The sequence below is a fragment of the Paenirhizobium selenitireducens ATCC BAA-1503 genome (assembly GCF_000518785.1).
Classification (GTDB): domain Bacteria; phylum Pseudomonadota; class Alphaproteobacteria; order Rhizobiales; family Rhizobiaceae; genus Allorhizobium; species Allorhizobium selenitireducens.
Map to the genome: position 1 here is coordinate 417100 of NZ_JAEG01000002.1, position 24826 is coordinate 441925.

At 64.5% G+C, this 24826-nt stretch carries 22 protein-coding genes and 1 pseudogene; 16 read left to right on the forward strand and 7 right to left on the reverse strand.

All coding sequences use genetic code 11. The features are described 5' to 3' along the window. The first annotated feature begins 88 nt into the window (after positions 1-88). From purF to L867_RS27915, 4 genes are all read left to right on the forward strand, one after another. The gene (purF, locus tag L867_RS0106520) at positions 89-1579 is read left to right on the forward strand and encodes an amidophosphoribosyltransferase (RefSeq protein WP_028736133.1); all 1491 of its coding nucleotides are present in this window, start codon (positions 89-91) and stop codon (positions 1577-1579) included. Between the two features lie 18 nt (positions 1580-1597). Then, positions 1598-2338, forward strand: coding sequence for an SDR family NAD(P)-dependent oxidoreductase (locus L867_RS24705; RefSeq protein ID WP_037172684.1), 741 nt, complete (start codon positions 1598-1600; stop codon positions 2336-2338). A gap of 65 nt (positions 2339-2403) precedes the next feature. After that, positions 2404-2631, forward strand: coding sequence for a DUF2188 domain-containing protein (locus tag L867_RS24710; RefSeq protein ID WP_037172807.1), 228 nt, complete (start codon positions 2404-2406; stop codon positions 2629-2631). After that, positions 2628-3260 carry a hypothetical protein gene (locus L867_RS27915; protein WP_156951553.1) on the forward strand — a complete coding sequence of 211 codons (633 nt, stop codon included), beginning with the start codon at positions 2628-2630 and terminating at the stop codon, positions 3258-3260. The genes L867_RS24710 and L867_RS27915 overlap by 4 nt, the downstream gene beginning before the upstream one ends. A gap of 83 nt (positions 3261-3343) precedes the next feature. Here L867_RS27915 and L867_RS24720 read toward each other — a convergent pair. Together L867_RS24720 and L867_RS26355 are read right to left on the reverse strand one after the other, a co-directional pair. Then, positions 3344-4094, reverse strand: a pseudogene (locus tag L867_RS24720) (glycoside hydrolase family 25 protein). 93 nt (positions 4095-4187) lie between these two features. Continuing rightward, on the reverse strand, positions 4188-5444 hold the full coding sequence (locus tag L867_RS26355; RefSeq protein ID WP_084638472.1) for a GGDEF domain-containing protein: 1257 nt from the start codon (positions 5442-5444) through the stop codon (positions 4188-4190). Positions 5445-5774: 330 nt separating this feature from the next. Here L867_RS26355 and L867_RS0106555 point away from each other — a divergent pair, with 330 nt between their 5' ends. From L867_RS0106555 to cimA, 7 genes are all read left to right on the forward strand, one after another. Continuing rightward, the gene (locus tag L867_RS0106555) at positions 5775-6176 is read left to right on the forward strand and encodes a hypothetical protein (protein WP_028736135.1); all 402 of its coding nucleotides are present in this window, start codon (positions 5775-5777) and stop codon (positions 6174-6176) included. Between the two features lie 228 nt (positions 6177-6404). Continuing rightward, positions 6405-7889, forward strand: a complete 1485-nt coding sequence (cysS, locus tag L867_RS0106560) for a cysteine--tRNA ligase (protein WP_028736136.1) — start codon at positions 6405-6407, stop codon at positions 7887-7889. Positions 7890-8280: 391 nt separating this feature from the next. Beyond that, positions 8281-8649 carry an endonuclease domain-containing protein gene (locus L867_RS0106565; RefSeq protein ID WP_084638473.1) on the forward strand — a complete coding sequence of 123 codons (369 nt, stop codon included), beginning with the start codon at positions 8281-8283 and terminating at the stop codon, positions 8647-8649. Between the two features lie 283 nt (positions 8650-8932). Beyond that, positions 8933-9418, forward strand: coding sequence for a GFA family protein (locus L867_RS0106570; RefSeq protein ID WP_028736138.1), 486 nt, complete (start codon positions 8933-8935; stop codon positions 9416-9418). A gap of 127 nt (positions 9419-9545) precedes the next feature. Further along, on the forward strand, positions 9546-10010 hold the full coding sequence (locus tag L867_RS0106580) for a GFA family protein (RefSeq protein ID WP_028736139.1): 465 nt from the start codon (positions 9546-9548) through the stop codon (positions 10008-10010). 2 nt (positions 10011-10012) lie between these two features. Further along, positions 10013-10978, forward strand: coding sequence for a prolyl aminopeptidase (gene pip / locus L867_RS0106585; RefSeq protein WP_028736140.1), 966 nt, complete (start codon positions 10013-10015; stop codon positions 10976-10978). Positions 10979-11246: 268 nt separating this feature from the next. After that, positions 11247-12863, forward strand: a complete 1617-nt coding sequence (cimA, locus tag L867_RS0106590) for a citramalate synthase (protein ID WP_028736141.1) — start codon at positions 11247-11249, stop codon at positions 12861-12863. A gap of 25 nt (positions 12864-12888) precedes the next feature. On the opposite strand, the gene L867_RS0106595 is transcribed toward cimA, so the two are convergent. Together L867_RS0106595 and L867_RS0106600 are read right to left on the reverse strand one after the other, a co-directional pair. After that, entirely contained in the window at positions 12889-13923 is a 1035-nt protein-coding gene (locus L867_RS0106595; RefSeq protein ID WP_028736142.1) for an aldo/keto reductase, read from the reverse strand. 43 nt (positions 13924-13966) lie between these two features. Continuing rightward, positions 13967-15142, reverse strand: coding sequence for an MFS transporter (locus tag L867_RS0106600; protein WP_028736143.1), 1176 nt, complete (start codon positions 15140-15142; stop codon positions 13967-13969). A 106-nt stretch (positions 15143-15248) separates the two neighbouring features. Between L867_RS0106600 and L867_RS0106605 the strand changes: the two genes are divergently transcribed. Further along, positions 15249-16154, forward strand: coding sequence for a LysR family transcriptional regulator (locus L867_RS0106605; protein ID WP_028736144.1), 906 nt, complete (start codon positions 15249-15251; stop codon positions 16152-16154). A 38-nt stretch (positions 16155-16192) separates the two neighbouring features. Here the strand turns inward: L867_RS0106605 and L867_RS0106610 are convergent, their stop codons facing one another. Beyond that, positions 16193-17083, reverse strand: a complete 891-nt coding sequence (locus tag L867_RS0106610; RefSeq protein ID WP_028736145.1) for a protein-L-isoaspartate O-methyltransferase family protein — start codon at positions 17081-17083, stop codon at positions 16193-16195. A gap of 145 nt (positions 17084-17228) precedes the next feature. Between L867_RS0106610 and rarD the strand changes: the two genes are divergently transcribed. Continuing rightward, entirely contained in the window at positions 17229-18143 is a 915-nt protein-coding gene (rarD, locus tag L867_RS0106615) for an EamA family transporter RarD (protein ID WP_028736146.1), read from the forward strand. 52 nt (positions 18144-18195) lie between these two features. Further along, positions 18196-18525 carry a DHCW motif cupin fold protein gene (locus tag L867_RS0106620; protein ID WP_028736147.1) on the forward strand — a complete coding sequence of 110 codons (330 nt, stop codon included), beginning with the start codon at positions 18196-18198 and terminating at the stop codon, positions 18523-18525. Between the two features lie 12 nt (positions 18526-18537). Here the strand turns inward: L867_RS0106620 and L867_RS0106625 are convergent, their stop codons facing one another. Beyond that, positions 18538-19158 carry an LOG family protein gene (locus tag L867_RS0106625; protein ID WP_028736148.1) on the reverse strand — a complete coding sequence of 207 codons (621 nt, stop codon included), beginning with the start codon at positions 19156-19158 and terminating at the stop codon, positions 18538-18540. Positions 19159-19313: 155 nt separating this feature from the next. Here L867_RS0106625 and L867_RS0106630 point away from each other — a divergent pair, with 155 nt between their 5' ends. Further along, on the forward strand, positions 19314-21374 hold the full coding sequence (locus L867_RS0106630; protein WP_028736149.1) for a LysM peptidoglycan-binding domain-containing protein: 2061 nt from the start codon (positions 19314-19316) through the stop codon (positions 21372-21374). A gap of 130 nt (positions 21375-21504) precedes the next feature. Next, positions 21505-23397, forward strand: coding sequence for an ABCB family ABC transporter ATP-binding protein/permease (locus L867_RS0106635; RefSeq protein WP_028736150.1), 1893 nt, complete (start codon positions 21505-21507; stop codon positions 23395-23397). 34 nt (positions 23398-23431) lie between these two features. On the opposite strand, the gene L867_RS24730 is transcribed toward L867_RS0106635, so the two are convergent. Then, the gene (locus L867_RS24730; RefSeq protein WP_028736151.1) at positions 23432-24718 is read right to left on the reverse strand and encodes a GGDEF domain-containing protein; all 1287 of its coding nucleotides are present in this window, start codon (positions 24716-24718) and stop codon (positions 23432-23434) included. Positions 24719-24826 lie beyond the last annotated feature (108 nt).

Genomic DNA, 24826 nt, shown 5'->3' on the forward strand with positions numbered 1-24826 from the left:
GCGGACGCCGCCGGATCAGGACAGACCGGCGGCTTCCGTGTTAAAGCCGTCCCGGCACATCTGTCCGATCGAGCAAAGGCCTGCTTCCATGTCTCAGTCAGCTTTTTCCGGTTCCGAATGGAGTCTCGAAGACGACACGCTCCATGAAGAATGCGGGGTGTTCGGCATTCTGGGCCACACCGACGCGGCGACCCTGACCGCACTCGGCCTGCATGCCCTGCAGCATCGCGGCCAGGAAGCGGCGGGCATCGTCTCCTTCGACGGGCGGCAGTTCCACACCGAAAAGCACATGGGCCTGGTCGGCGACCACTATACCAATCCGGCGACGCTGGCGAAGCTGCCGGGTTCGGCCGCCATCGGCCACACCCGCTATTCGACCACCGGCGAAGTGGCGCTGCGCAACGTGCAGCCGCTGTTTGCCGAACTGGAAGAAGGCGGCATCGCGATTGCCCATAACGGCAACTTCACCAACGGCCTGACGCTTCGCCGGCAGATCATCGCCACGGGAGCCATCTGTCAGTCGACCTCGGACACCGAAGTGGTGCTGCACCTCATCGCCCGGTCGCGTCATTCGTCGACCGCCGACCGCTTCATCGACGCCATCCGCCAGATGGAAGGCGGCTATTCGATGCTGGCGATGACCCGCACCAAGCTGATTGCCGCCCGCGACCCGATCGGCATCCGCCCGCTGGTCATGGGCGATCTGGACGGCAAGCCGATCTTCTGCTCGGAAACCTGCGCGCTGGACATCATCGGCGCCAAGTTCGTCCGCGACGTGGAAAACGGCGAAGTCATCATCTGCGAGATCCAGCCGGACGGTTCGATCACCATCGACGCCCGCAAGCCGGCCAAGCCGCAGCCGGAGCGGCTCTGCCTGTTCGAATATGTTTACTTCGCCCGTCCCGACAGCGTCGTCGGCGGCCGCAACGTCTACCAGACCCGCAAGGCCATGGGTCTCAATCTGGCGACCGAAGCCCCGTGCGACGGCGACGTGGTGGTGCCCGTTCCCGACGGCGGCACGCCGGCAGCGCTCGGCTATGCCCAGGCGAGCGGCATTCCCTTCGAATACGGCATCATCCGCAACCACTATGTCGGCCGCACCTTCATCGAGCCGACCCAGCAGATCCGCGCCTTCGGCGTCAAGCTCAAGCATTCCGCCAACCGGGCGATGATCGAAGGCAAGCGCGTCGTGCTGGTCGACGATTCGATCGTGCGCGGGACCACCTCGCTGAAGATCGTGCAGATGATCCGCGATGCCGGCGCCAAGGAAGTGCATATCCGCGTCGCCTCGCCGATGATCTTCCATCCCGACTTCTACGGCATCGACACGCCGGACGCCGACAAGCTGCTGGCCAACCAGTATGCCGGACCGGAAGCGATGGCGAAGTATATCGGCGCCGATTCGCTCGCCTTCCTGTCGATCGACGGACTGTACCGCGCCGTGGGCGGCAAGCCGCGCGACAACGCCGCGCCGCAGTTCACCGACCACTATTTCACCGGCGACTACCCGACCCGCCTGCTCGACAAGGAAGGCGAGAAGATGGGCCGCAAGGTCTCCATGCTGGCCACCAACGGCTGAGCTCCAAGGACAGACACCATGACAGTTGACTTGAAGGGCCGTATCGCGCTCGTCACCGGCGCCTCACGCGGCATCGGCTTTTTCACCGCCCTCGAGCTCGCCAAGGCGGGCGCCCATGTGATCGCCTGCGCCCGCACGGTCGGCGGCCTGGAAGAACTGGACGATGCAATCAAGGCCGTCGGCGGCAGCGCCACCCTCGTTCCCTTCGACCTTGCCGACATGAACGCGATCGACGCGCTGGGCGGCTCGATCAACGAGCGCTGGGGCAAGCTCGACATTCTCGTTGCCAATGCCGGCATGCTCGGCGTCATCTCGCCGATCGGCCATATCGAGGCCAAGGTGTTCGAGAAGGTGATGACCATCAACGTCACCGCCACCTGGCGGCTGATCCGCTCGGTCGAGCCGCTGCTCGTCAAGTCCGACCAGGGCCGCGCGCTGATCCTGTCCTCGGCCGCCGCCCACAAGTGCCGGCCGTTCTGGGGCGTCTACTCCGCCTCCAAGGCCGCCGTCGAGGCGCTGGCCCGCACCTGGGCCGGCGAAACCCAGCGCCTGCCGCTGCGCATCGTGTCGATCGACCCGGGCGCGACCCGCACCGCCATGCGCGCGCAGGCCGTGCCGGGCGAGGACCCGAGCACCGTTCCGCACCCTTCCGAAGTCGCCGCCCGGCTCCTGCCGCTCTGCGGCCCCGACCTCACGGAAACCGGCAAGCTGTTCGTCGTGCGCGAGAACAAGCTGGTCGACTACCGGATGCCGGAGTGAGGCACCACCTCTGGTAGTCAGCCTCGATCTCCGCTATGTTTGACTTCTCTGGTTGGAGCGACGAGATGACGAAAGCAAAGGCACAACATGTGGTACCCCGCTCGGGCAGGTGGGGCGTACTGACCTCTGGCTCGTCCCGGGCGAGTAGCGTTCACGAGACACAGGCTGAGGCCATAGAGACTGCGCGGCAAATCGCGAAGTCCCACAAAACAGAGCTCTATATTCACGGCAAAGATGGCCGAATCCGTGAACGCAATACCTATGGCAGCGACCCCTTGCCGACGAAGGGTTGAAAGTGCTTTCCGCGTTCGAAAGATCAGTTTTCATAAATTGCCCGTTCGACGAAGACTATGCTCCCATTCTCCAGGCCGTCGCCTTTTGTGTGACCTTCTTGGGCTTCGCGCCGAGACTCGCCCCGCAGAATGGGGATAACGCCGCCAATCGACTTGATCGGATTGCCGAAATCATTCGATCGTCAAAATACGGCATTCACGATCTCAGTCGCTGCCGTTCCAGTGCAGTGGGTGAGTTCGCCCGCATGAACATGCCTTTTGAACTGGGCATGGACCATGGAAGCAGGCGCTACGGCGAAGGGGCACTTCAGAAGAAGTCGATCCTCATTCTTGGGGAAAGCCGCTACGACTATCAAAAGGCACTCTCTGACATTGCCGGATGGGACATCGAGTCCCATGACCGCGATCATGAAGTGGCCGTCAAGAAAGTCCGTGCCTGGCTGATACGTCAGGCCGAAGCGCCCAAGCGCGGTGCGGCGCTGATCCTCGGTAAATATGCCACCTTTCAGCAATGGTACTGGAAACGTGAAATCGCCGCGGGTGCAGCAGAAGACGACATCCGCCAGTATCCCACAGTCGATGTCATTGATGCCATGCAGGAGTGGATGGAAGCGGAGCAACCAGATTAGGTCGGTGTGGGATTGTCTGCGCTCCATCATGCAGGTCACTTCGATCCCCGCTCATGCCCATCTGGTGCCAGCCCTCGCCTGCCTCACTCGTCTTCCAAAGCGGAAAACAGATGGGAAAATCCCGTCTCCGACGGGCACAGGGCATTCAGGTCGACCGGACCCCTGAATGCCCTCGAGCTTTCCGTTGTCGGCGAACTGCCAGATCGACCAGCGGCCGCAGTCCTCTTGCTTCGGCTCGCGGGCAATGCTGCGTAGCCAGAGATGGTGTTTGGGGAAACGGTTCTCGTTTCCCCTCAGGTAGCGGTCGTAGACCTCCTGCGTGACGTAGAAGATCGGCTTGTCGGGGAATGTTTCCTTGATCCCATCCATGAAGGCGTTGAGCTCGTTCGCCAATTCATCGACCGCCGGCACCTTGCCGCAATTGCCGTGGAACTCGATGTCGACAGCAACGGGTAGTGCCGCCGGATCGGGCGGGACGGTGGCCACCACGTTCTCTGCCTGATCCCTGCCCGGCCGGCAGAAGGTGAAGAAGTGATAGGCGCCGCGCACGATGCCGGCCTCCCCCGCACGTCGCCAGTTCTCGGCAAACTTCTTGTCCCTGAAATCGCCGCCCTCGGTCGACTTCATGATGGCGAAGCGTACATTCGGCAGTGACGCAAGCCTTGGCCAATCGATGTCGCCCTGGTGGTGGCTGACGTCGATGCCCTGGATCGGGTAGTCTGCGAGCGACGGCGGATTGAAGCGGGCCATTTCTGTTTCATACGTCATGTAGGCCGCGCATGCAGCCGCGAGAATCACCGTACCGATGCTGATCGCCTTGACCCATTTCCTCACCGCGGCGCCCTTCTCTCCAAGACCGACGTCAGACCGGACGGTCTCACCACCGCAGGGATGATACATCCGACAGCCGGTGAAAATATGCCGTTCTCAACCGAGGCGGTTGGCCCTCGACGCGCGGACATAGGCCAGCGTCTGGTTGGCGGCGGGCGGGTGCATATGGCCGTCGGCGAGAAGGTCGCGCAAGGACTGGCCCGGCCGGTGGACGCGCACGGCGTTTCGGCCATCGGCCTTGGCCTGGTAGAGCGCGACGTCGGCTGCTGCGAGCAGCGGATCGAGGCTCGGCGTCACCTCGTCGGTCGCGGCAACCCCGATGCTGACGGCAACCGGAACGAACCGTCCGTCGATCGTCGTGTGCAGGCATTCGACGGCCCGGCGCATGGCCTCGGCAATGTCGGCGGCGTCGGCGGTCCCGGCGTTCGGGATGAGGCAGGCGAACTCCTCGCCGCCGATGCGGGCGAGAAGCCAGTTGGCCTGCATCCGCCCTTCCAGCATGGCGGCGAATTCCGTCAGCACCTTGTCGCCGGCGGCGTGGCCGTATGTGTCGTTGATCTGCTTGAAATGATCGATGTCGAAGAGCAACAGGGCTGAAGGATTGCTCTCTCGCTTCAGCAGTGCCTCGGCATGCTCGACGAAGGAGCGGCGATTGCGCAGATTGGTCAGCGGATCGCGTTCCGCGACCAGGCGACTTGCGCGCTCGTCGCGCTCCAGGGCAAGGATAAGCAGCGTGATGATCGACAGCATGACCAGCAGGGTCTGCAGCAGCGATGCCAATACGAACCAGTCGGCATATTCGCCGGGCGCCTTATAGGCCGGATCGAGCAGCAAGGAGCCGACGAGCACCGAATACCAGACGGCGCCGCGGGCGCAATGCACCCCGGCGGCCAGCTTGCGCGACGGCAGAGGCTCGCGCCGCATGCCAAGCCAGATCTCACGCCCGCCGAGCACCGAATAGGTGCCCATGATCAGGGCGATGGCGGCCGTGCGGAACATGATCGAGGCGTGGAAGATCGGCGTCAGATAGAGCACGAACCAGATCAGTGTTCCCGCCGTCGCCCGAAAGTAGCTGGGGCGCTTGCCTTCGAACACGGCGATCGCCTGCCAGAACAGGCCCAGCGCCAGCGTGCCGGCTCCGAGCCCGAACCCGGCGGACATCCAGAACGGCACAATGGGGCGCATGGCATGCACGACCGTCCCGAGAAATCCGATGGCAGCGGCGAAGGTCAGGATGCCGAGCAGCACGCTGCTCCTGCGCTGACGCCACAGGTTTCCGATCAGCAAGGCTGAGATCAACGTCGAACACGCATGGATCACCATGATGGTCGGAAGATGCAAGAGATGGTTCATGCTGAAATAAGTGTCCGCTCAAAGAGACCTTGCGGCGTCATCCTATAAGACGGCTGATTGAGAAACCCTTACGCTGAAGGCACCACGGCGCCGAACCTATACGGCGCCCGCCTCCGCCGCCGCACCGTCATACCTCGCGGCTGCCTCGCCTGTCCGCGACGGCGAACAGCGACGCCGCCCTCCCGGGCAAATCACGCTGATGCCAAAATTGGTCCGGCTCATTTCGGCTTTCCACCGAGTTTTCCCTCTTAGGCGGCTGCGTATGCCTTTCCTTTGCCCGAACATGTAGTTAGCGTCTGCCGTCACTGTGGAACCGGGAAGATATCTGGAATGAAAGCCCTCACCTATGCCGCCGTCCTGTTGCTTTCCGCGAGCCCCGTCCTCGCCGACGACCTGGTGGCGCTCAGCACGACCGCGACCGCCATCACCGGCGACATCAGCATGGACGACTTCGAGATGGTTTTTGCCAATGGCGAGAAGATCGAGTTCGATGAGCTGGTCGGCGACCACTTCGTCGTTGACGGCGAAGATGTTCCAGCCTCCGTCTACAGCGTGAAGGATCCGAGCGTGCCGGAACTCCTCAACGGGAACACGCTCTGCGGCGCGAGCGCCGTGACCTACGTCGCCTCCTGGGCCGCCGACGACGTCACCATCGTCGCCATGTTCGACACTCAGGACGTGCCGCAAAGCAGCGGCGACATGTGCGCCTCGTTCTCCTACGTCTATCCTTGAGGAGCGTGTTCAAGGGGCTGCTGGCGCGGCGATCCGGGCCGGCGGCGGCCTCTTGACCTCGGGCCCGGCCCGCGCCATAACACGCCCCATGAAAACGACCATCTGCATTATTTGCGGGACTATTATTCGCTAGCGCAAACGCTGGCCCGGCCGTTTTCGTCTCCTGATCAAGTCCCAGATGACAAACGACCCGGTCCAGCCGGACGATTTGGCTATTGGGAGACTGGAATGGCGACGAGCCTCAAGCTTTACAACACACTGACGCGCGACAAGGTCGATTTCGCCCCGATCGATGCCGACAACGTGCGCATGTATGTCTGCGGCCCGACCGTCTACGACTTCGCCCATATCGGCAATGCGCGCCCGGTGATCGTCTTTGACGTGCTCTACCGCCTGCTGCGCCATGTCTACGGCGAAAGCCACGTCACCTATGTGCGCAACATCACCGACGTCGACGACAAGATCAACGCCCGCGCGCTGCGCGACTTCGGTGCGCAGATCGCCGACGGATCGATGACGCTGAACGAGGCCATCCGCGCCGTCACCGGCAAGACCGAGAGCCAGTTCCATGCCGACGTGGCGGCGCTCGGTTGCCTCGAGCCCACCGTCGAGCCGCGGGCAACCGACAATATCGGCCAGATGATCGCCATCATCCAGCGGCTGCTGGATCAGGGTCACGCCTACGTGGCTTCCGGTTCGGAGGGTCACGAGGTGCTGTTCGCCACCGCCTCCATGGCCGACTACGGTCAACTCTCCAAGCGCAAGCTCGAAGACCAGCAGGCCGGCGCCCGCATCGCGGTCGAAGCCCACAAGACCAATCCCGGCGATTTCGTGTTGTGGAAACAGTCGGCCGACACCGAGCCGGGCTGGAGCGCCAGTTTCTCCTTCGAGGGCAAGACGGTGGCGATCCACGGCCGCCCCGGCTGGCATATCGAATGCTCGGCCATGTCGGACCGCTATCTCTGGGAAGAAATCAAGGACCGGCTTTCGCCGCGCGCCAAGGCCCGCCCGCACCAGTTCGACATCCATGGCGGCGGGCTGGATCTCATCTTCCCGCATCATGAGAACGAGATCGCCCAGTCCTGCTGCGCCTTCGACACCGACGTCATGGCCAATGTCTGGATGCACAACGGCTTCCTGCAGGTCGAAGGCCGCAAGATGTCGAAGTCGGAGGGCAATTTCGTCACCATCAACGAGTTGCTGGAAACGGAGAAGTTCGGCGGCCGTAAATGGCCGGGTGAGGTGCTCCGGCTTGCGATGCTGATGACGCATTATCGCGAGCCGATCGACTTTTCCGTCAAGCGGCTGGAGGAGGCGGAAAGGCTTCTCGCCAGGTGGCCGACGGCAGACGCCGGTGACGCACAGCCGGACCCGGCGATCATCGACGCGCTGGCCGACGACCTCAACACGGTCGCCGCAGTGCAGGCGCTGCACGCGCTTGCGCAGGCCGCCAATGCCGATGCGTCGAAGGCCGGCACATTCGCCGCCAGCGCCGCCCTGCTCGGCATCATGCCGAAGAAGGTGGCGGTGAGCGACGACCTCGCCGCCGCTGTCGAAGCGCTTGTCGCCATGCGCCTGGAAATGCTGAAGACGAAGAACTTCACCGAGGCCGACAAGATCCGCGACGATCTCCTGGCCAAGGGCATCCAGCTCAAGGACGGCAAGGACAAGGAAAGCGGCGAGCGGGTGACCATCTGGGAGGTCAAGCGGTAGGATGTTTGTTCTGGCGTTTGCCGACACCCCCCTCTGCCCTGCCGGGCGTTCGGCCCTGCAATCGATTCACCGGATCGATTGCTCGGCTACGCCGACCGTGCCTCACCCCCACAAGAGGGGAGATCGGGACGTTGCGCCGTCGCCAACTTCATCGAACCGTCGCGCGCTCGGAAACGAATGGGGCTTTGGGCGCCCTGCCTCTCGTGGCCTTCGGCCGCGCCCACCGGTTCTGAAGGAGACAGAGAGGGCGGCGGCCGGGTCGATCTCCCCCCGTGTGGGGGAGATGCCCGGCAGGGCAGAGGGGGGTAACACCTCGTCAAAACGGCCCCTTGAGTCGCATTCCCTTTCGCTCCACTCTTCGCCGGACTGTGTTTCTGCGAGGGGATTGCCGATGCCGCACACACCGATCCCGCCCCAGCGGAGGAAGAACGCCCGGCGCATGCGCAAGGCCATGCCGGAGGCCGAATTGAGGTTCTGGAACGCTGTCCGAGCTCACCGGCTGATGGGGCTGAGCTTCCGTCGGCAGGTGCCGATTGCCGGATTTATCGTCGATTTCGCCTGCCCGACCCAAAATCTCGTCGTCGAGATCGACGGCTCCCAGCACGCGCAGGACCTGGATCTCGCCTACGACCGCGCGCGCACCGCAAGGCTCGAGGCGGACGGGTGGACGGTCCTGCGTTTCTGGAACGAAGACGTGCTTCGGGATCTCGACAATGTGTGCCTGCATATCCTGGCCGTGATTGGGAGGGAGAGGGAATGAGTGCCGTCGGCGTCTCGACCTGGATCGCCCCCCTCTGCCCTGCCGGGCATCTCCCCCACAAGGGGGGAGATCGGGACGCCGCACCGTCGCGGGCCCCCTCGAATCAAAGCGCTCGCGGTTACGAATGGGACTTCAGGCGCTTTGCCTGTCTTGGTCTTCGGCCAGGCTCAAGGGTTCTGATGGGGACAGAGAGGATGGCGGTGGCCTGGTCGATCTCCCCCCTTGTGGGGGAGATGCCCGGCAGGGCAGAGGGGGGCAACGTCACCCGGAAAGGAGACGCATCATGACAGAAGCCACCTACACCGGCGGATGCCAGTGCGGCGCGGTCCGCTTCCGGGTCAGCGGTGTCCTGAAGGACTCGTCGATCTGCCATTGCCGGATGTGCCAGAAGGCGTTCGGCGCCTATTATGCGCCGCTGGTCTCGACGCGGGGGGCTGAGCTCGAATGGACGCGCGGTCAGCCGAAGAAGTTCCGCTCGTCGAATTTCGCCTTTCGCGGTTTCTGCGACAATTGCGGCACGCCGCTGACCTATGAGGCGCCGGACGGCGTGGCGATTGCCGCCGGCGCCTTTGACGATCCGTCGCTGCTGCCGCCGGTGGTGCAGTTCGGCACCGAGGGCAAGATCGACTTCGTCGATCATCTCGCAGAATTGCCCGGCCACCGCACGGAAGAGGATGCCGAAGAGGCGCCCTTCGTGCTGGAGATCGTCTCCTACCAGCATCCTGACCATGACGCCGGCGGCGAGTGGCCGAAGGAGAGCAAGGAATGACGGAAAAGAACCCCAATACGCAGATGCCCAAATGGCTGCTCTACGGCCTGATCGGCAAGGGCATCGTGGTCGTGCTCATCACCGTCGGCGTCGTCGCCTACGTGGCGCTTCACTAGGAGAAGAACGAATGGACGGAATTTTCACCGGCGGATGCCAGTGCGGTGCAGTCAGGTTCCGGGCGGAAAAGCTCGGGCGGCCGTCGATCTGCCATTGCCGCATGTGCCAGAAGGCCTTCGGATCATTCTTCGGCGCGCTGGTGACCGCCGACCATGCGCATCTCACCTGGACGCGCGGCCAGCCCTCGCTGTTCCGCTCCTCGGCCAAGGTCAAGCGCGGCTTCTGCAACAAGTGTGGCACGCCCCTCACCTACCATGTCGGCGAGCATATCGAGCTGGCGATCGGCGCCTTCGACCATCCCGAGCTGATCGAGCCGCAGGTGCAGGTCAACCACGACAAGCGGCTGCCATGGATCGACCACCTGTTTGAAAAGCCGGCGGCGACTTCGCCGGAAATGGAGGCGTTCTTCGCCTCGGTCGTGTCGAACCAGCATCCCGACCATGATACGGCGGTCTGGCCGCCGGAAGAGGATTGATCATGACCAGTGAACTGCGCGGCTTCTACCCGGAGATCGAACCGTTCGAGACCGGCTTTCTCGACGTCGGAGACGGCCATACGATCTATTGGGAACGCGTCGGCACCAAAGGCGCCAAGCCGGCGGTCTTCCTGCATGGCGGCCCGGGCGGCGGAACGAGCCCGCTGCAGCGCCGCCTGTTCGATCCAAAACTCTACGACGTCCTGCTGTTCGACCAGCGCGGCTGCGGCAGGTCGACCCCGCATGCCTGCCTGGACGCCAACACCACCTGGCACCTCGTCGCCGACACCGAACGGCTGCGCGAGATGATGGGCGTCGAGAAATGGCTGGTCTTCGGCGGTTCCTGGGGCTCGACGCTGGCGCTCGCCTATGCGGAAACGCATCCGGGGCATGTGTCGGAACTGGTCCTGCGCGGCATCTATACACTGACCAAGGCGGAGCTCGACTGGTACTACCAGTTCGGCGTGTCGGAGATGTTCCCCGACAAGTGGGAGCGTTTTCAGGCTCCGATCCCCGAGGACGAACGCCACGACATGATGGGCGCCTACCGCCGCTACCTGACCGGCACGGACAGGAAGAAGCAGCTCGAATGCGCGATCGCCTGGAGCACCTGGGAAGGCGGGACCATCACACTTCTGCCGAACCCGGACTATGAAGCGCATTTCGGCGAGGACGACTATGCGATCGCCTTTGCCCGGATCGAGAACCATTTCTTCGTCCATGCCGGCTGGATGGACGAAGGCCAGCTGCTGCGCGACGCCCATAAGCTCAAGGACATTCCGGGCGTCATCGTGCATGGCCGCTACGACATGCCCTGCCCGGCGAAATATGCCTGGCAGCTGCATAAGGCCTGGCCGAAGGCCGACTTACACCTGATCGAAGGCGCCGGACACGCCTATCTGGAACCCGGCATCCTCGACCAGCTGATCCGCGCGACGGACCGGTTTGCCGGCAAGGAAATGAAATGATTGTGGTTCTGGCCACCCCCCTCTGCCCTGCCGGGCATCTCCCCCTCAAGGGGGGAGATCGACGCGCGGCACGGTCGCCGACCGGTCAGATGCGCCGAGATCGAGGTGGCGCTGCGGCTCGGAAAAGAAACTCCTGCCAAGCCCTCGGGTGCTCAAGAGGTGAAGAGCGGCAACGGCTGGATCGATCTCCCCCCTTGAGGGGGAGATGCCCGGCAGGGCAGAGGGGGGTGGACGACATGACAGGACATATGCCTCGGGAGGCACAGACATGACACGCGAAAAGATCTACCTCTTCGACACGACCCTGCGCGACGGGCAGCAGACGCCGGGCATCGATTTTTCGGTCGAGGACAAGATTGCCATCGCCGCCATGCTGGACGAATTCGGCCTGGACTATGTCGAGGGTGGCTATCCCGGTGCCAACCCGACAGACACGGCCTTCTTCGCCCAGAAGCGTACCACCAGCGCTTCTTTCGTCGCCTTCGGCATGACCAAGCGGGCAGGCGTCTCGGCCTCCAACGATCCGGGCCTCACGCAATTGCTGCAAGCCGAGAGCGATGCCGTCTGCCTGGTCGCCAAGACCTGGGACTATCACGTCGAAGTGGCGCTCGGCTGCACCAACGAAGAAAATCTCGAAAGCATCCGCGAGAGCGTCGAGGCGGTGGCCGCCGCCGGCAAGCAGCCGATGGTCGATTGCGAGCATTTCTTCGACGGCTACAAGGCCAATCCCGCTTACGCGCTGGCCTGCGCCAAAACGGCCTATGAGGCCGGTGCGCGCTGGGTGGTGCTGTGCGACACCAATGGCGGAACCCAGCCGCCGGAGATCCGCGACATCGTCCAGGCGGTGATCGCGGCCGGCGTTCCCGGCGCCTCGCTCGGCATCCATGCCCACAACGACACAGGCCAAGCGGTCGCCAATTCGCTCGCCGCCGTCGAGGCCGGCGTGCGCCAGATCCAGGGCACGCTGAACGGCATCGGCGAGCGCTGCGGCAATGCCAATCTGGTGACGATCATCCCGACGCTCTGTCTGAAGGAGACCTATGCGTCGCGCTTCGAAACCGCGATCGATACCGACAAGCTCATTGAGCTCACCCGGCTGTCGCATGCCTTCGACGAACTGCTCAACCGCTCGCCCGACCATCAGGCGCCCTATGTCGGGGCGTCCGCCTTCGCCACCAAGGCCGGCATCCACGCCTCCGCACTGCTCAAGGACCCGCGCACCTACGAGCATGTGGTGCCCGAAAGCGTGGGCAATTTCCGCAAGGTCATGGTCTCCGACCAGGGCGGCAAGGCCAATTTCATCAACGCGCTGAAGCGCCGCGGCATCGAGGTCGACAAACAGGATCCGCGGCTCGACAAGCTGATCTCGATCGTCAAGGAGCGCGAGTCGTCGGGTTATGCCTATGAGGGCGCGGATGCGAGCTTCGAGCTTCTGGCCCGCCGCACGCTCGGCACCGTGCCGGACTTCTTTGCGGTCGAAAGCTTTCGCGTCATGGTCGAGCGCCGTTTCGACAGCCATGGCCGGCTGAAGACGGTGTCGGAAGCGGTGGTAAAGATGGTGATCGACGGCAAGGCCGTCATGTCGGTCGCCGAAGGCGATGGCCCGGTCAATGCGCTCGATCTCGCGCTGCGCAAGGACATCGGCAAGTTCCAGGCCGAGATCGCCGATCTCGAACTCGCGGACTACAAGGTGCGTATCCTCAATGGCGGCACCGAAGCCATCACCCGCGTGCTCATCGAATCCACCGACGATACCGGCGTGCGCTGGTGGACCGTCGGCGTGTCGGAAAACATCATTGACGCCTCGTTCCAGGCGCTGATGGATTCGATCGTCTACAAGCTGATGAAGAACCGCGAACTCGCCGGCAAGATCGCCGCCGAGTGACGGCGGCGATCTGCATGCGGTGCATTTACACCGCCGGCGGGCTGAGGCGGGCGAAGCCTTCCTGGCGATAGTACGGGAAGTGCGGATAGGCTGCGTCCGTTACGCTCGCGGCGTCGAGCGCGGCGATCTGTTCGGCCGTCAGGGTCCAGCCGATGGCGCCGAGGTTCTGGCGCAGCTGCTCCTCGTTGCGGGCGCCGATGATGACCGAAGAGACGGTCGGGCGCGACAGCAGCCAGTTGAGCGCCACCTGCGGGACGGTCTTGCCGGTCTCCTCGGCAATGCCATCCAGCGCATCGACAACCCGGTAGAGCCGTTCCTCGTCGACCGGCGGGCCGAAGGCGGCCGTCTCGTGCAGTCGGCTCTGCTTGGGCAGCGGGCTGCCGCGGCGGATCTTGCCGGTGAGACGGCCCCAGCCGAGCGGGCTCCAGACCATCGCGCCGATGCCCTGGTCGATGCCGAGCGGCATCAGGTCCCATTCGTAGTCGCGGCCGACCAGCGAATAGTAGACCTGGTTGGCCACGTAGCGCGGCCAGCCGTGCTTTTCGGCGGCGGCCAGCGACTTCATGATCTGCCAGCCGGCGAAATTGGATACGCCGACGTAGCGAAGCTTGCCGGATGCGACGAGGCGGTCGAGCGTCGACAAGACCTCCTCGACCGGCGTCGAGGCGTCGAAGGCATGAAGCTGCAGGAGGTCGATATAGTCGGTGCCGAGGCGGCGCAGGGCGGCGTCGATGCTGGTCACGAGGCGCGCCGAGGATGTGCCCCAATCGGCAGGCCCGTCACCCATCGGCAGGCCGGTCTTGGTGGAGATCAGCACGTCTCCGCGCCGGCCCTTGATGGCCTGGCCCAGCACCTCCTCCGAGGCGCCGGCCGAGTAGACGTCGGCCGTGTCGAACAGGTTGACCCCGGCCTCGAGGCAGATGTCGATCATCCGCCGCGCCTCCGTCACATCCGTATTGCCCCAGGCACCGAAGAGCGGGCCGGAGCCGCCGAACGTGCCGGCTCCGAAACTGAGGGCCGGCACGCGCAGGCCGGAAGCTCCCAGACGACGATATTCCATGACAGTGTCCTTTCGATTGTTGATGCGTTTGGCTGGGTGTGGTTCAGGACTTGGCCGGCGCCGCATCCAGGCCCCGCTGCTCGCGGCGCATGGCGACGAGGGCGAGCCCGACGGCCGCGACCGGGAAGATGGCGGCGACGATCGGCAGATGAGCAAGGCCCGGACCGTGTTCGATGGTAAGCCCGCCGACCCAGGCGCCGATCGCATTGCCGAGGTTGAAGGCGGCGATGTTGAGGCTGGAGGCCAGCGCCTGCCCCATGCCCGTGGCCTTCTGCAGGATGCGCAGTTGCAGCGGCGCGACGGTGGCAAAGCCGGCGGCACCGAGCAGGCCCACCATGGCCGCGGCGGCGAACGGGTAACCGATCAGCATTTCCATGGCGACCAGCACCACGCCGAGCCCGCCCAGCGACAGGATCAGGGCGCGGTCGAGATTGCGGTCGGCCAGTCGGCCACCGAGGAGGTTGCCGACGACCAGACCCGCCCCGAACAGCAGCAGGATCGGCGAGACGGCCGTTTCGGCAAAGCCGCTGACCTGGGTGAGGATCGGCGCGATGAAGGTAAAGACGGCAAAGACCGCGGCGAAACCGAGCACGGTCATGACGAGGCTCGTTACCACCGGTTCGCTGAACAGCACCGAGAGGGACGTGCCCTTCTCGGTCTTGTCGGCCGCGGCGTCTTCCTTCGGCAGGAAAATGGTGAGAACGGCAAAGGCTATGACGCCGACGACGGCAACCGCCCAGAAAGTCATGCGCCAGCCATATTCCTGGCCAAGCCAGGTGCCGAGCGGCACGCCGACGATGTTGGCGACCGTAAGCCCGGTGAACATGACGGCGATGGCCGAGGCGCGGCGGTCCTTAGCGACGAGGCTGGTCGCCACCACGGAGCCGACGCCGAAGAAGGTGCCGTGGGCCAGCGCCGTGACCAGGCGGGCGACCATCAGCGCTTCGAAGTTCGGGGCCAGCGCACAGGCCGCGTTGCCGATGGTAAAGACCACCATCAGCAGCAGGAGCGTGGTGCGCGACTTCATCCGCCCGGCAAAGGCGGTGAGGATCGGCGCACCGACGACGACGCCGAGCGCATAGCCGGAGATCAGCAGGCCGGCCGTGGCGATCGAGATGCCGAGATCGCGGCCGACCTCGATCAGCAATCCCATGATGACGAATTCGGTGACGCCGATCCCGAAGGCGCCGGCGGTGAGAGCATAAAGGGCAAGGGGCATGGAGAGACATCCTCTATCTGGTGCCGTTAGGCTCTCCAGATAGACAGAGGCGGCTCGGTGAAATAGTATGCCGACAAGAACAATATATGTGAACTGAAGTCACCGAATGGCCCGACAGGACATCAATCGATCCGGCGAGATGGAGGTTTTCGTGCAGGTGGTGGAACGGGGCGGCTTTTCCGCCGCCGCCCGCGCCTGCCGCATGACCCCTTCGGCGGTCAGCAAGCTTGTCGCGCGGCTGGAAACCCGGCTCGGTACGCGGCTGGTCAATCGCTCAACCCGCAAACTGCTGCTGACGCCCGAAGGCCAGGTCTTCTACGAGCGCTCGATGCGCATCCTCGCCGACATCGACGAGGCGGAGAAAAGTGCTGCCTCGCTCGACAATCCGCGCGGCCTGATCCGCATCAACACCAGCGCGGCCTATGGCACGCATATCCTGGCGCCGGTGCTTTCCCGCTTCCTCGAAGCCCATCCCGGCATTTCCGTGGAAATCGTCCAGACCGACCTCGTGGTCGACCTGCTGGCGGAACGGGCCGACATCGCCATCCGCGCCGGGCCGATGGCGAGCTCCAGTCTGGTCGCCCGCAAGCTCGGCGAGACTGCGCTCGTGATCGTCGCGTCGCCGGACTATCTGGCGCGTCACGGCGAACCGCGGACCGCCGCCGACATGGATCGCCATTGCCGGTTGGGCTTCGGCTATGTGCGCGCGCTGTCCGACTGGGACGTCCCGGAGGGCGACGCCATCGTTCCGGTACCGGCGGTCGGCCGCGTCAGCGCCAGCGACGGCGAGGCGCTGCGTCATCTGGCGATCGGCGGCACGGGACTGGCGCGGCTTGCCGCCTTCACCGTGCGCGAGGACATCGCCGCCGGCCGGCTGGTCCAGGTGCTCGACGACCCGCGCACCCGGGTCAGCGAAGCCTTCCACGCGGTCTATGTCGGCCAGGGCGGTCACCTGCCCGCCCGCATCCGGGTGATGCTCGATTTTCTCTCGGAACACGGCCGGGTCAACTGATCGCGAACGAAGCCCCCGCCGCTCTAGCACTTTTGCGGTCACTCGGCGGCGGCCACGGCCAGCGCGTGGGTGGAGAGGCCCCAGTCGGGCTCGGAATACCATTCGTCCTCGGCCGGGACGCCCTTCCAGCGCAGGCTCTGCACCGCGCGCCAATTGTCGACGAAGGCGGCCCGAAGCCGCGTGTGGCAGGCCCAGTCCGACTGCGCGACGCCCTCGCCCCAGACGAAGGAGACGCCTTCGATGAAGCGGGCTGCGTAGCCCGCCGCCTCCCGCCGCATCAGGAGGAAGCCGGCCATGGCCGTATATTCGGGGCCCTTGCCGCCGCCCTCGAAGAGCGGCACGCCGAGGGGAAACAGCAGTCGTCCGCCCGGCTTCAGTCGCTCGATCCACGGATCGGCCGGCCGGTCGACGGCGAAGTTGACGTAGACGATGTCGGCATCTTCCTTTGGCCATTCTACCGCATTGCCGCAGATCACCTCGACATTGGCACGACCGGCGAGGCAGGCCCGTGCCCGCTCAGTGAGCGCCGGATCGTATTCGACCGCGAGAATACGCCCTTGCGGGCCGACGAGTTCCGAGAGGATGGCGGTGTAGTATCCTGTGCCGACGCCCGCATGGACCACGGTTTCGCCCCGTCGCGGCGCCAGCGAATGAAGGGCCAGCGCATGCAGGGACGGACTGCCGTTGTTGACGCCGCGCGGCGCGTCGAGTGCCACCAGCACATCCTCGTAGAGGGTTGCCACATCATGCGACGGCGCCTCGCGATAGCCGCCATGTTCCTGGATCAGCCAGGGCGGCGGCCCGAGGAAGTCCTCGCGTCTGACATGGGAAAAGGCGTTCGCCAGAGGGCCGTCCTCGAGGACGCCCGCCTTCTGCAGCATGCGCACCGCATAGTGCCGACGCTGCTCCATCGTCGAACCGGCCAGCATGATCCGTCTCCATCCGCTCGGCCCCCGACGCAAATTTGCCGCGCGCACGCATCAAAAGCAATCAGGCATTGTTCACCCGAATGAATTTGCTCATTCGCAAGTCATCCGCTAACCCGCATGCCCAGATATTGATCAGGATGCGACCATCATGAGCGACGAGATCGCCCCGGCAGTGAAGAACGAGGACAGCGCGCGCGGTTTCGCTTTCGCCTTTGCTGCCTATTTCATGTGGGGTTTCCTGCCGCTCTACCTGAAGCTCGTGGCGCATATTTCGCCGATGGAAGTCGTCGCCCATCGCGTCATCTGGTCGCTGCCGATCACCGCGGTGATCCTGCTTCTGCTCAAGCGCGGCGGCGACGTGTGGAAGGCGATCCGCACGCCCTCCATGCTCGGTATGGCGCTGGTGACGGCGAGCCTGGTGACCATCAACTGGCTGGTCTATGTCTATGCGATCACGTCGGGCCATGCGCTGCAGGGCGCGCTCGGCTATTACATCAATCCGCTGATCTCGGTGCTGATCGGGGCCATTCTGCTCAAGGAGCGCATGATGCTGCCGCAGAAGGTCGCCATCCTTCTGGCGGCGATCGCGGTCGCCATCCTCACCTATGACGCCGGCGGCCTGCCTTGGATCTCGCTGGCGCTCGCGTTTAGCTGGGGCTTCTACGCCTTCTTCCGCAAGACGCTGCCGATCGGCCCCAATCAGGGTTTCTTCCTCGAGATCCTGATCCTGTCGGTGCCGGCCTGCCTCTACATCCTGTTCGTCGAAATGAGCGGCACGGGGCACATGGTCAACGGCAATGGCGCAAGCGATATCGGGCTGCTGATCTTCAGCGGCATCGCCACCGCCATTCCGCTGATGAGTTACGCCAACGGGGCGAAACTGCTCAGGCTGTCGACGATCGGCATGATGCAGTACATTGCCCCGACCATGGTGTTCATCACCGCCGTTTTCGTGTTTCATGAACCCTTCGGCCAGACGAAGTTCATCGCCTTCCTGTTCATCTGGGCCGGCCTGATCACCTATTCCTGGCCGATGATCCGCGAGTATCGCAACCGCTGAGCGGCGAAAGCAAGCGGGCGGCGACATCGGCGAAACCGAGTGGAGACATGCGATGCAGATGGCGGACATAGCCTTCGGCACCACCGACTGGAGCACGATCGAGGCGACAGAGCACAAGGGCGAGACGGGCGCTGCCACCTGGCGCACACGCCAATTCGGTCCGATCCGGGTCCGGATGGTGGAATACACGCCCGGCTATCTGGCGGATCACTGGTGCGTCAAAGGGCATATCCTGCTCTGCCTCGAGGGCGAGCTGACGACCGAGCTTGCCGATGGTCGCGTCTTCGTGCTGAAGCCGGGCATGAGCTATCAGGTGGCCGACAATGCCGAACCCCACCGCTCCTCAACCCAAGTCGGCGCCAAATTGTTCATCGTCGATTGACCGACCCCGGCTTCAAAGCCGGGAAATGACCTCATCGGCCCCGTCGAGGTCGGTGACCGTTTCCAGTTTTTCGAGAATGGCCGGGACGATGTCGTCGATCTCGGCGATCACCATGGGCTGGACCCTGTGGGCGGTGTGGATGAAGCCCTGCTCGCGCATGTGGCGCACCAGTTCCAGCATCGGATCCCAGAAACCGTTAACATTGGCGAAGACCATCGGCTTTTCGTGGCGGCCGAGCTGTGCCCAGGTCATGATCTCGACGATCTCCTCCAGCGTACCGATACCACCCGGCAAAGTAACGAAGGCATCGGCGCGTTCGAACATGGCGTGCTTGCGCTCGTGCATGTCCCTGGTGACGATCAGCTCGTCCAGCTGGCCGAGGGAATGGCGCGTGGCCTCCATGTCGACGAGGAATTCCGGAATGATGCCGGTCACCTGACCGCCGTTCGACAGAACGCCGCTGGCGACCGCCCCCATGATGCCCTTGGTGCCGCCGCCATAGACGAGGCGCATGCCGTTCGCCGCGATCGAGCGGCCGAGCGCGCGGCCGGCAGCCATGTAGGCAGGGTCGCGACCGGGCTGTGAACCGCAATAGACGCAGACGGATCGAATCGAAGATGCTTTTTCAGTCATGTCCGAAAGATGACTATGGAGCGGCGACAAGGTCAACAAAATTGACGGAAACCTGTTCGCCACAATCTCGAATCCCTTGAGAACGCTTGTGAAAGTCGAAAGATAGGGCTAGCAATTTTGAAGAATATGGCGGCTGTTCCGCCCGGAGACTGACGATGATGAAAAACCGCGCCGTTTGGGTGGCCCTGTTGGTGCTCGGCGTTGCAACCCTGCTGATGGTGTTCTTCGTCCTGCCGCGCGTTTCGCCGGTCAAGGACGATGCCTCGCAGGCCGTCACCACGGCCGTCGATACGGCCAAGGACGCCGCTGCCACGGCAGAAGCCACGGTCGCGGACGCTGCCAAGACGGCAGCGGAAAAGATGGACCGGCTGAAGGCCGAGGCCACCACGGCAGTGACGACCATGAAGGCGCTGTTTGCCGACGGCCGCACGCCGGCGGCCGATGCCTTCGCCACCGCCAAGGGTGTGGCCCGGGCCGCCGTTTCGGCGCTCGCCGCCCTGGACATTCCGGCAGGGATCGACGCTGCGCTCGACACAGCGATGAAGAAGGCCCGCGAAGACGCCTCCAAGGCCCTCGCCCTCATCGAGTCCCTGCCCGACGATCCGGCCAAGGCCGCAGCCCTCATCGCCTCCATCGAAAGCGCGCTGACGGGCGCCGCGGCAACTGAACCGGCACCTGCCGCTCCGGCCGCAGTATCTGACGAGGCGGCCGATGCCGGCTTGCCGCGCTTCGACGTTCTGCGCGTCGAGCCCGATGGCTCGACCGTGATCGCCGGCAATGCCGCTCCGGGTTCGAAGCTTGAGATCGTTTCCGGCGACAAGGTTATCGCCACGCTTGAGGTCGACCCGAGCGGCGACTTCGCCGCCGTGCTCGACCAGCCGCTGCCGGCGGGCGACCACAGCCTGCAGCTCAAGGCGACCGGCACGGACGGCAAGGCGCTCACCTCGGACGAAGTCGCGACCATTTCCGTTCCCGCCGATCCGAACGGCAAGCTGCTGGCCATGGTTTCCAAACCCGGCGAGGCAAGCCGGCTGATCACCCTGCCCGAAAGCGTCAACTCCGGCACCAAGCAGGAGCGCGTCGCCGCGAGCGAGACCACACCGGCGACGGACAATTCGGCGACAGCACCTGCCGAGACCGCCGCGGCTGCGACCACGCCATCGACGGCACCGACCGAGACCGCGCCGGCCGCCCAGCCGGCCGAGATCCAGGTCACCGCCGTCGAGATCGAGGGCAACCGCATCTTCGTGGCCGGCAAGGCCCCCGCCGGCAGCAGCGTGCGCGGCTTTGCCGACGAGACGCTGATCGGCACGGTCGTCACCGACGCCAGCGGCCATTTCGTCGTCGACGGCGAGGTGCCGCTTTCGGTCGGCGCCCACGTGATCCGTGCGGAACTGCTCGACGCCAACGGCGCGGTCGTCGTGCGCGCCTCCGTGCCGTTCGACCGCCCCGAGGGCGAGCAGGTATCCGTCGTCGCGCAGAACAGCCAGACGGCGTCCGGACAGGGCGGCGCCATGGTACCGGTCGATCTCGCCGCCTTCGAAAAGCTGCGCGGCTCGCTCGGCCAGGCCTTCGCCCTGCTGCAGGGACTTTATGTCGATGGCAAGAAGCCGGCGCTCGAGGAGCTTGCCGCCGCCCGTTCGGCCACCGAAATCGGCCTGAAATCGATTGCCGATTTCCGTCCGGCCGCCATTTCGGCGGTCCCGCTCGCCGATTTCGTCGCCGCCACCGCCGGAAAGGCCGGCAAGGCCCTTGCCGCGCTGCAGGCACTGCCGAATGACATCGAGGCGGTCGGCGCCGAACTGCCGAAGATCGCTGCGCTGATCGAGGCCGTGCTTTCGCCAGTCGCCCCCTCGCCCGAGCCAGTCATGCCGGCCGCAGCGGAGGCAACGGCAACGCCGGCCGCGCCATCAGTGCCCGCCACGACCACGCTGGACACCGCAGCGGCGCCGGCCGAACCGAAGACGATCGAGCAGGCACCGCTGACCGAGAGCCGCAACAGCGTGATCATCCGTCGCGGCGATACGCTGTGGCAGATCTCGCGCCGCGTCTACGGCCAGGGCGTGCGCTACACGACCATCTACCTCGCCAATGCCAACCAGATCAGCAATCCGGATCTGATCGAGCCGGGCCAGGTCTTCCAGGTCCCGAACGAGGCGTTGCCCAATGCCGAAGAGATCCATCGCAAGCGGCTGAGCGGCGAGCCGGTGAACTGAGCAAACGGCGGGGACTTTCTCCGTCCGGACATTGCATTGGGCGAAACGAAGCCCTATCTGCGAACCAGGCGGCGGCTCCAAGGGAGTCGCCGCCTTTTGCGCTAAAGAGGCTTTCAGGGGCGGATCGGGAATGGCTGACAACAAGAAGAAGACGGTTTCGGCGGACGATAGCAATCCCCTCGGTACGCTCGTCAACCTCTGGCCCTACATGTGGCCGCGCGACCGGCTGGACCTCAAGATGCGGGTCGTCTGGGCGACGATCTTCCTGCTGGTGTCGAAGTTCGTGCTCATCCTCGTCCCCTATTTCTTCAAATGGGCGACCGACGCGCTGAACGGCAAGCTCGACATGGTGGGCATCCTGCCCACCTTCCTGCTCGGCGCCGTGGCGCTGGTCATCGTCTACAACCTCACCCGCATCGCCCAGGTCGGCCTCAACCAGCTGCGCGACGCGCTGTTTGCCAGCGTCGGCCAGTATGCCGTGCGCCAGCTCGCCTATCGGACCTTCGTGCACATGCACCGCCTGTCGCTGCGCTTCCATCTGGAGCGCAAGACCGGCGGCCTGTCGCGCATCATCGAGCGCGGCACCAAGGGCATCGAGACGATCGTCCGCTTCACTATCCTCAACTCGATCCCGACGCTCATCGAATTCCTTCTGACGGCGGCGATCTTCTGGTGGAGCTACGGCTTCTCCTATCTCGCCGTCACGGCCTTCACCGTGTGGGCCTATATCTGGTTCACCATCCGCGCCAGCGACTGGCGCATCGGCATCCGCCGGGCGATGAACGACAGCGACACCGACGCCAACACCAAGGCGATCGACTCGCTGCTCAACTTCGAGACCGTCAAATATTTCGGCAATGAGGAGATGGAGGCCAGCCGCTTCGACCAGTCGATGGCGCGCTACGAGAAATCGGCCACCCAGGTCTGGACCTCGCTCGGCTGGCTGAACTTCGGCCAGGGCGTGATCTTCGGGGTCGGCACCGCCGTCGTCATGGTGATGTCGGCCATCGCCGTGCAGCAGGGTCAGCAGACGATCGGCGACTTCGTCTTCGTCAACGCCATGCTGATGCAGCTCTCCTTCCCGCTCAATTTCATCGGTTTCGTCTACCGCGAAATCCGCCAGGGGCTGACCGACATCGAGCAGATGTTCGACCTCCTGGAAGTGGACGCCGAAGTCGTCGACAAGCCCGGCGCGACCGAGCTTTCGATCCGTCAGGGCGGCGCGATCGCCTTCAAGGACGTGCATTTCGCCTATGATCCGCAGCGCCCGATCCTCAAGGGCATCTCGTTCGAGGTGCCGGCCGGCAAGACGGTCGCCGTGGTCGGCCCGTCGGGCGCAGGCAAGTCGACGATCTCGCGACTGCTCTACCGCTTCTACGACATCCAGCAGGGCTCGATCACCATCGACGGCCAGGACGTGCGCGATATCACCCAGAAGAGCCTGCGCGCGGCGATCGGCATGGTTCCGCAGGACACCGTGCTGTTCAACGACACCATCGCCTACAATATTCGCTACGGGCGCCCCTCTGCCAGCGATGCCGACATCGCCCAGGCCGCCGAAGTCGCGCAGATCGGCCATTTCATCACCGAACTGCCGGACGGCTTCCAGACCAAGGTCGGCGAACGCGGCCTGAAGCTCTCGGGCGGCGAGAAGCAGCGCGTGGCGATCGCCCGCACGGTGCTCAAGGCACCGCCGATCCTGATCCTCGACGAGGCGACCTCGGCGCTCGACACGACGACCGAGCAGGAAATCCAGGCGGCACTCGACGTGGTGTCGAAGAACCGTACGACGCTGGTCATCGCCCATCGGCTCTCGACCGTGGTGGATGCCGACGAGATCATCGTACTGAAGGGTGGCGAGATCGCCGAGCGCGGCACCCATGCCGCTCTGCTGGAAAAGCAGGGCCTTTATGCCTCGATGTGGAACCGCCAGCGCGAAGCCACGCAGGCGGAAGAGCATCTGCGGCAGGTCCGCGAGAGCGACGAACTCGGCGTCGTGGTGCGCAAGCCGCCGGCATCCTGAGGCCAATCGCTATTCTCGCCGAGTCAGTCCGAACCTAGGCGGCGACGCAGATCCGGTTGCGGCCGCTGTTCTTGGCGAGATAGAGCGCATTGTCGGCGCGCTTGAGGGCCTCGTCCAAGGTTTCCTCCAGTGGATCGAAGCCGGCAAGACCGATACTGACCGTGCCGGCCACAGCCGACAGGGCCGCTTGACGGCAACTGCGCTCGACTTCGACCCGCATCCGATCGGCTATGCGTTCGGCGTCATCGATCGATGCGTCGGGAAACAGCGCGTAGAACTCCTCGCCACCGGCCCGAGCGATGACATTGCCCTCACCGATCGTGTCCTCCAGCACACTGGCGATCAGCCGCAGGGCGTTGTCCCCCTCGGCATGACCCAGCCGGTCATTGATCAGCTTGAACTGGTCGACATCGGCGACGGCCACCGCCAGGCGTTGGCCTTCACCGGCGGCCCGGCGCATGATCTGGTCGGCCAGTTCGAAGAACTTGCGCCGGTTATAGGCATTGGTGAGCGGATCGCGCTCGGCGGCCTCGATCAATCGCGCCTCGAGCATCTTGCGCTCGGTGATGTCGAGGATCGCCCCGGCAATACCGCGCGCGCAACCGTCGCCGCCCTGCATGGCCGCCTTGTGGAAGACGACATGGCGGCTTGCTCCGTCGGAATGTCGGACCTCGCTCTCGTAGACCTGTATCCCGCCGCGCATCAGCAATTCGTCGTCGGCTTCCTGGTAACGGCTCGCCAGCGCTTCAGGGGCCACTTCGAAGACCGAGCGGCCGACGACGCCGTCCGGCGTTCTGCCAATGAAGGTGGCGAAGGCGACATTGCAGCCGACATAGATGCCTTCGGCGTTCTTGAAAAAGATCGGCGCCGGGAGGTTGTCGATACAGGCCTGAAGGTAGTCGCGCTCAAGAGCAAGATGGCCCCGTTGCTGGTACGTGGCGCGGCCCCTTTCGAGCGCCCGCCGCGTGCGAGCCAGGCAGATGGCGATACTCTCGGCCGAGGTCGGGTCGACGACATCGTCGGCGCCGAGAGCGATGGCGCGCTCGATCCATCCGCCACTGAGCTTCTCCGTCGCGATGACGAGATAGGCATGTTCGCCCAATGAGCGGCGCAGTTCGCGCACCGCATTGCCCAGCCGTTCGGCCGCCACGGGGACGAGGTAGGCGATTGGACTTTCGGGAATTTCGATGGACAACGGCGCGGTCACGCCCTGCGCGGCCAGGAGCGGCGGTATCGGACGGCTATCGACGGCAAGCCAGAAGACCTCACGGTCGTCCTTCGTATGGGCCTGTCGCATCGAACTCTGTTCAATACTGGACAACTGCTCTTCCGATTTCATGACGGCGGAAATACATCCTTGCGGGACGCGCCTGAAAGTTTTGACCTACCATTTTAGGGGGTAATTGTTGACGGAAGGTGCATGGGCTCC

Bases quoted from the DNA above. Each gene is read 5' to 3' on its own strand.
- purF (WP_028736133.1), top strand. From the start codon at position 89: ATGTCTCAGTCAGCTTTTTCCGGTTCCGAATGGAGTCTCGAAGACGAC.
- L867_RS24705 (WP_037172684.1), top strand. From the start codon at position 1,598: ATGACAGTTGACTTGAAGGGCCGTATCGCGCTCGTCACCGGCGCCTCA.
- L867_RS24710 (WP_037172807.1), top strand. From the start codon at position 2,404: ATGACGAAAGCAAAGGCACAACATGTGGTACCCCGCTCGGGCAGGTGG.
- L867_RS26355 (WP_084638472.1), bottom strand. From the start codon at position 5,444: ATGAACCATCTCTTGCATCTTCCGACCATCATGGTGATCCATGCGTGT.
- L867_RS0106555 (WP_028736135.1), top strand. From the start codon at position 5,775: ATGAAAGCCCTCACCTATGCCGCCGTCCTGTTGCTTTCCGCGAGCCCC.
- cysS (WP_028736136.1), top strand. From the start codon at position 6,405: ATGGCGACGAGCCTCAAGCTTTACAACACACTGACGCGCGACAAGGTC.
- L867_RS0106565 (WP_084638473.1), top strand. From the start codon at position 8,281: ATGCCGCACACACCGATCCCGCCCCAGCGGAGGAAGAACGCCCGGCGC.
- L867_RS0106570 (WP_028736138.1), top strand. From the start codon at position 8,933: ATGACAGAAGCCACCTACACCGGCGGATGCCAGTGCGGCGCGGTCCGC.
- L867_RS0106580 (WP_028736139.1), top strand. From the start codon at position 9,546: ATGGACGGAATTTTCACCGGCGGATGCCAGTGCGGTGCAGTCAGGTTC.
- pip (WP_028736140.1), top strand. From the start codon at position 10,013: ATGACCAGTGAACTGCGCGGCTTCTACCCGGAGATCGAACCGTTCGAG.
- cimA (WP_028736141.1), top strand. From the start codon at position 11,247: ATGACACGCGAAAAGATCTACCTCTTCGACACGACCCTGCGCGACGGG.
- L867_RS0106595 (WP_028736142.1), bottom strand. From the start codon at position 13,923: ATGGAATATCGTCGTCTGGGAGCTTCCGGCCTGCGCGTGCCGGCCCTC.
- L867_RS0106600 (WP_028736143.1), bottom strand. From the start codon at position 15,142: ATGCCCCTTGCCCTTTATGCTCTCACCGCCGGCGCCTTCGGGATCGGC.
- L867_RS0106605 (WP_028736144.1), top strand. From the start codon at position 15,249: ATGGCCCGACAGGACATCAATCGATCCGGCGAGATGGAGGTTTTCGTG.
- L867_RS0106610 (WP_028736145.1), bottom strand. From the start codon at position 17,083: ATGCTGGCCGGTTCGACGATGGAGCAGCGTCGGCACTATGCGGTGCGC.
- L867_RS0106620 (WP_028736147.1), top strand. From the start codon at position 18,196: ATGCAGATGGCGGACATAGCCTTCGGCACCACCGACTGGAGCACGATC.
- L867_RS0106625 (WP_028736148.1), bottom strand. From the start codon at position 19,158: ATGACTGAAAAAGCATCTTCGATTCGATCCGTCTGCGTCTATTGCGGT.
- L867_RS0106630 (WP_028736149.1), top strand. From the start codon at position 19,314: ATGATGAAAAACCGCGCCGTTTGGGTGGCCCTGTTGGTGCTCGGCGTT.
- L867_RS0106635 (WP_028736150.1), top strand. From the start codon at position 21,505: ATGGCTGACAACAAGAAGAAGACGGTTTCGGCGGACGATAGCAATCCC.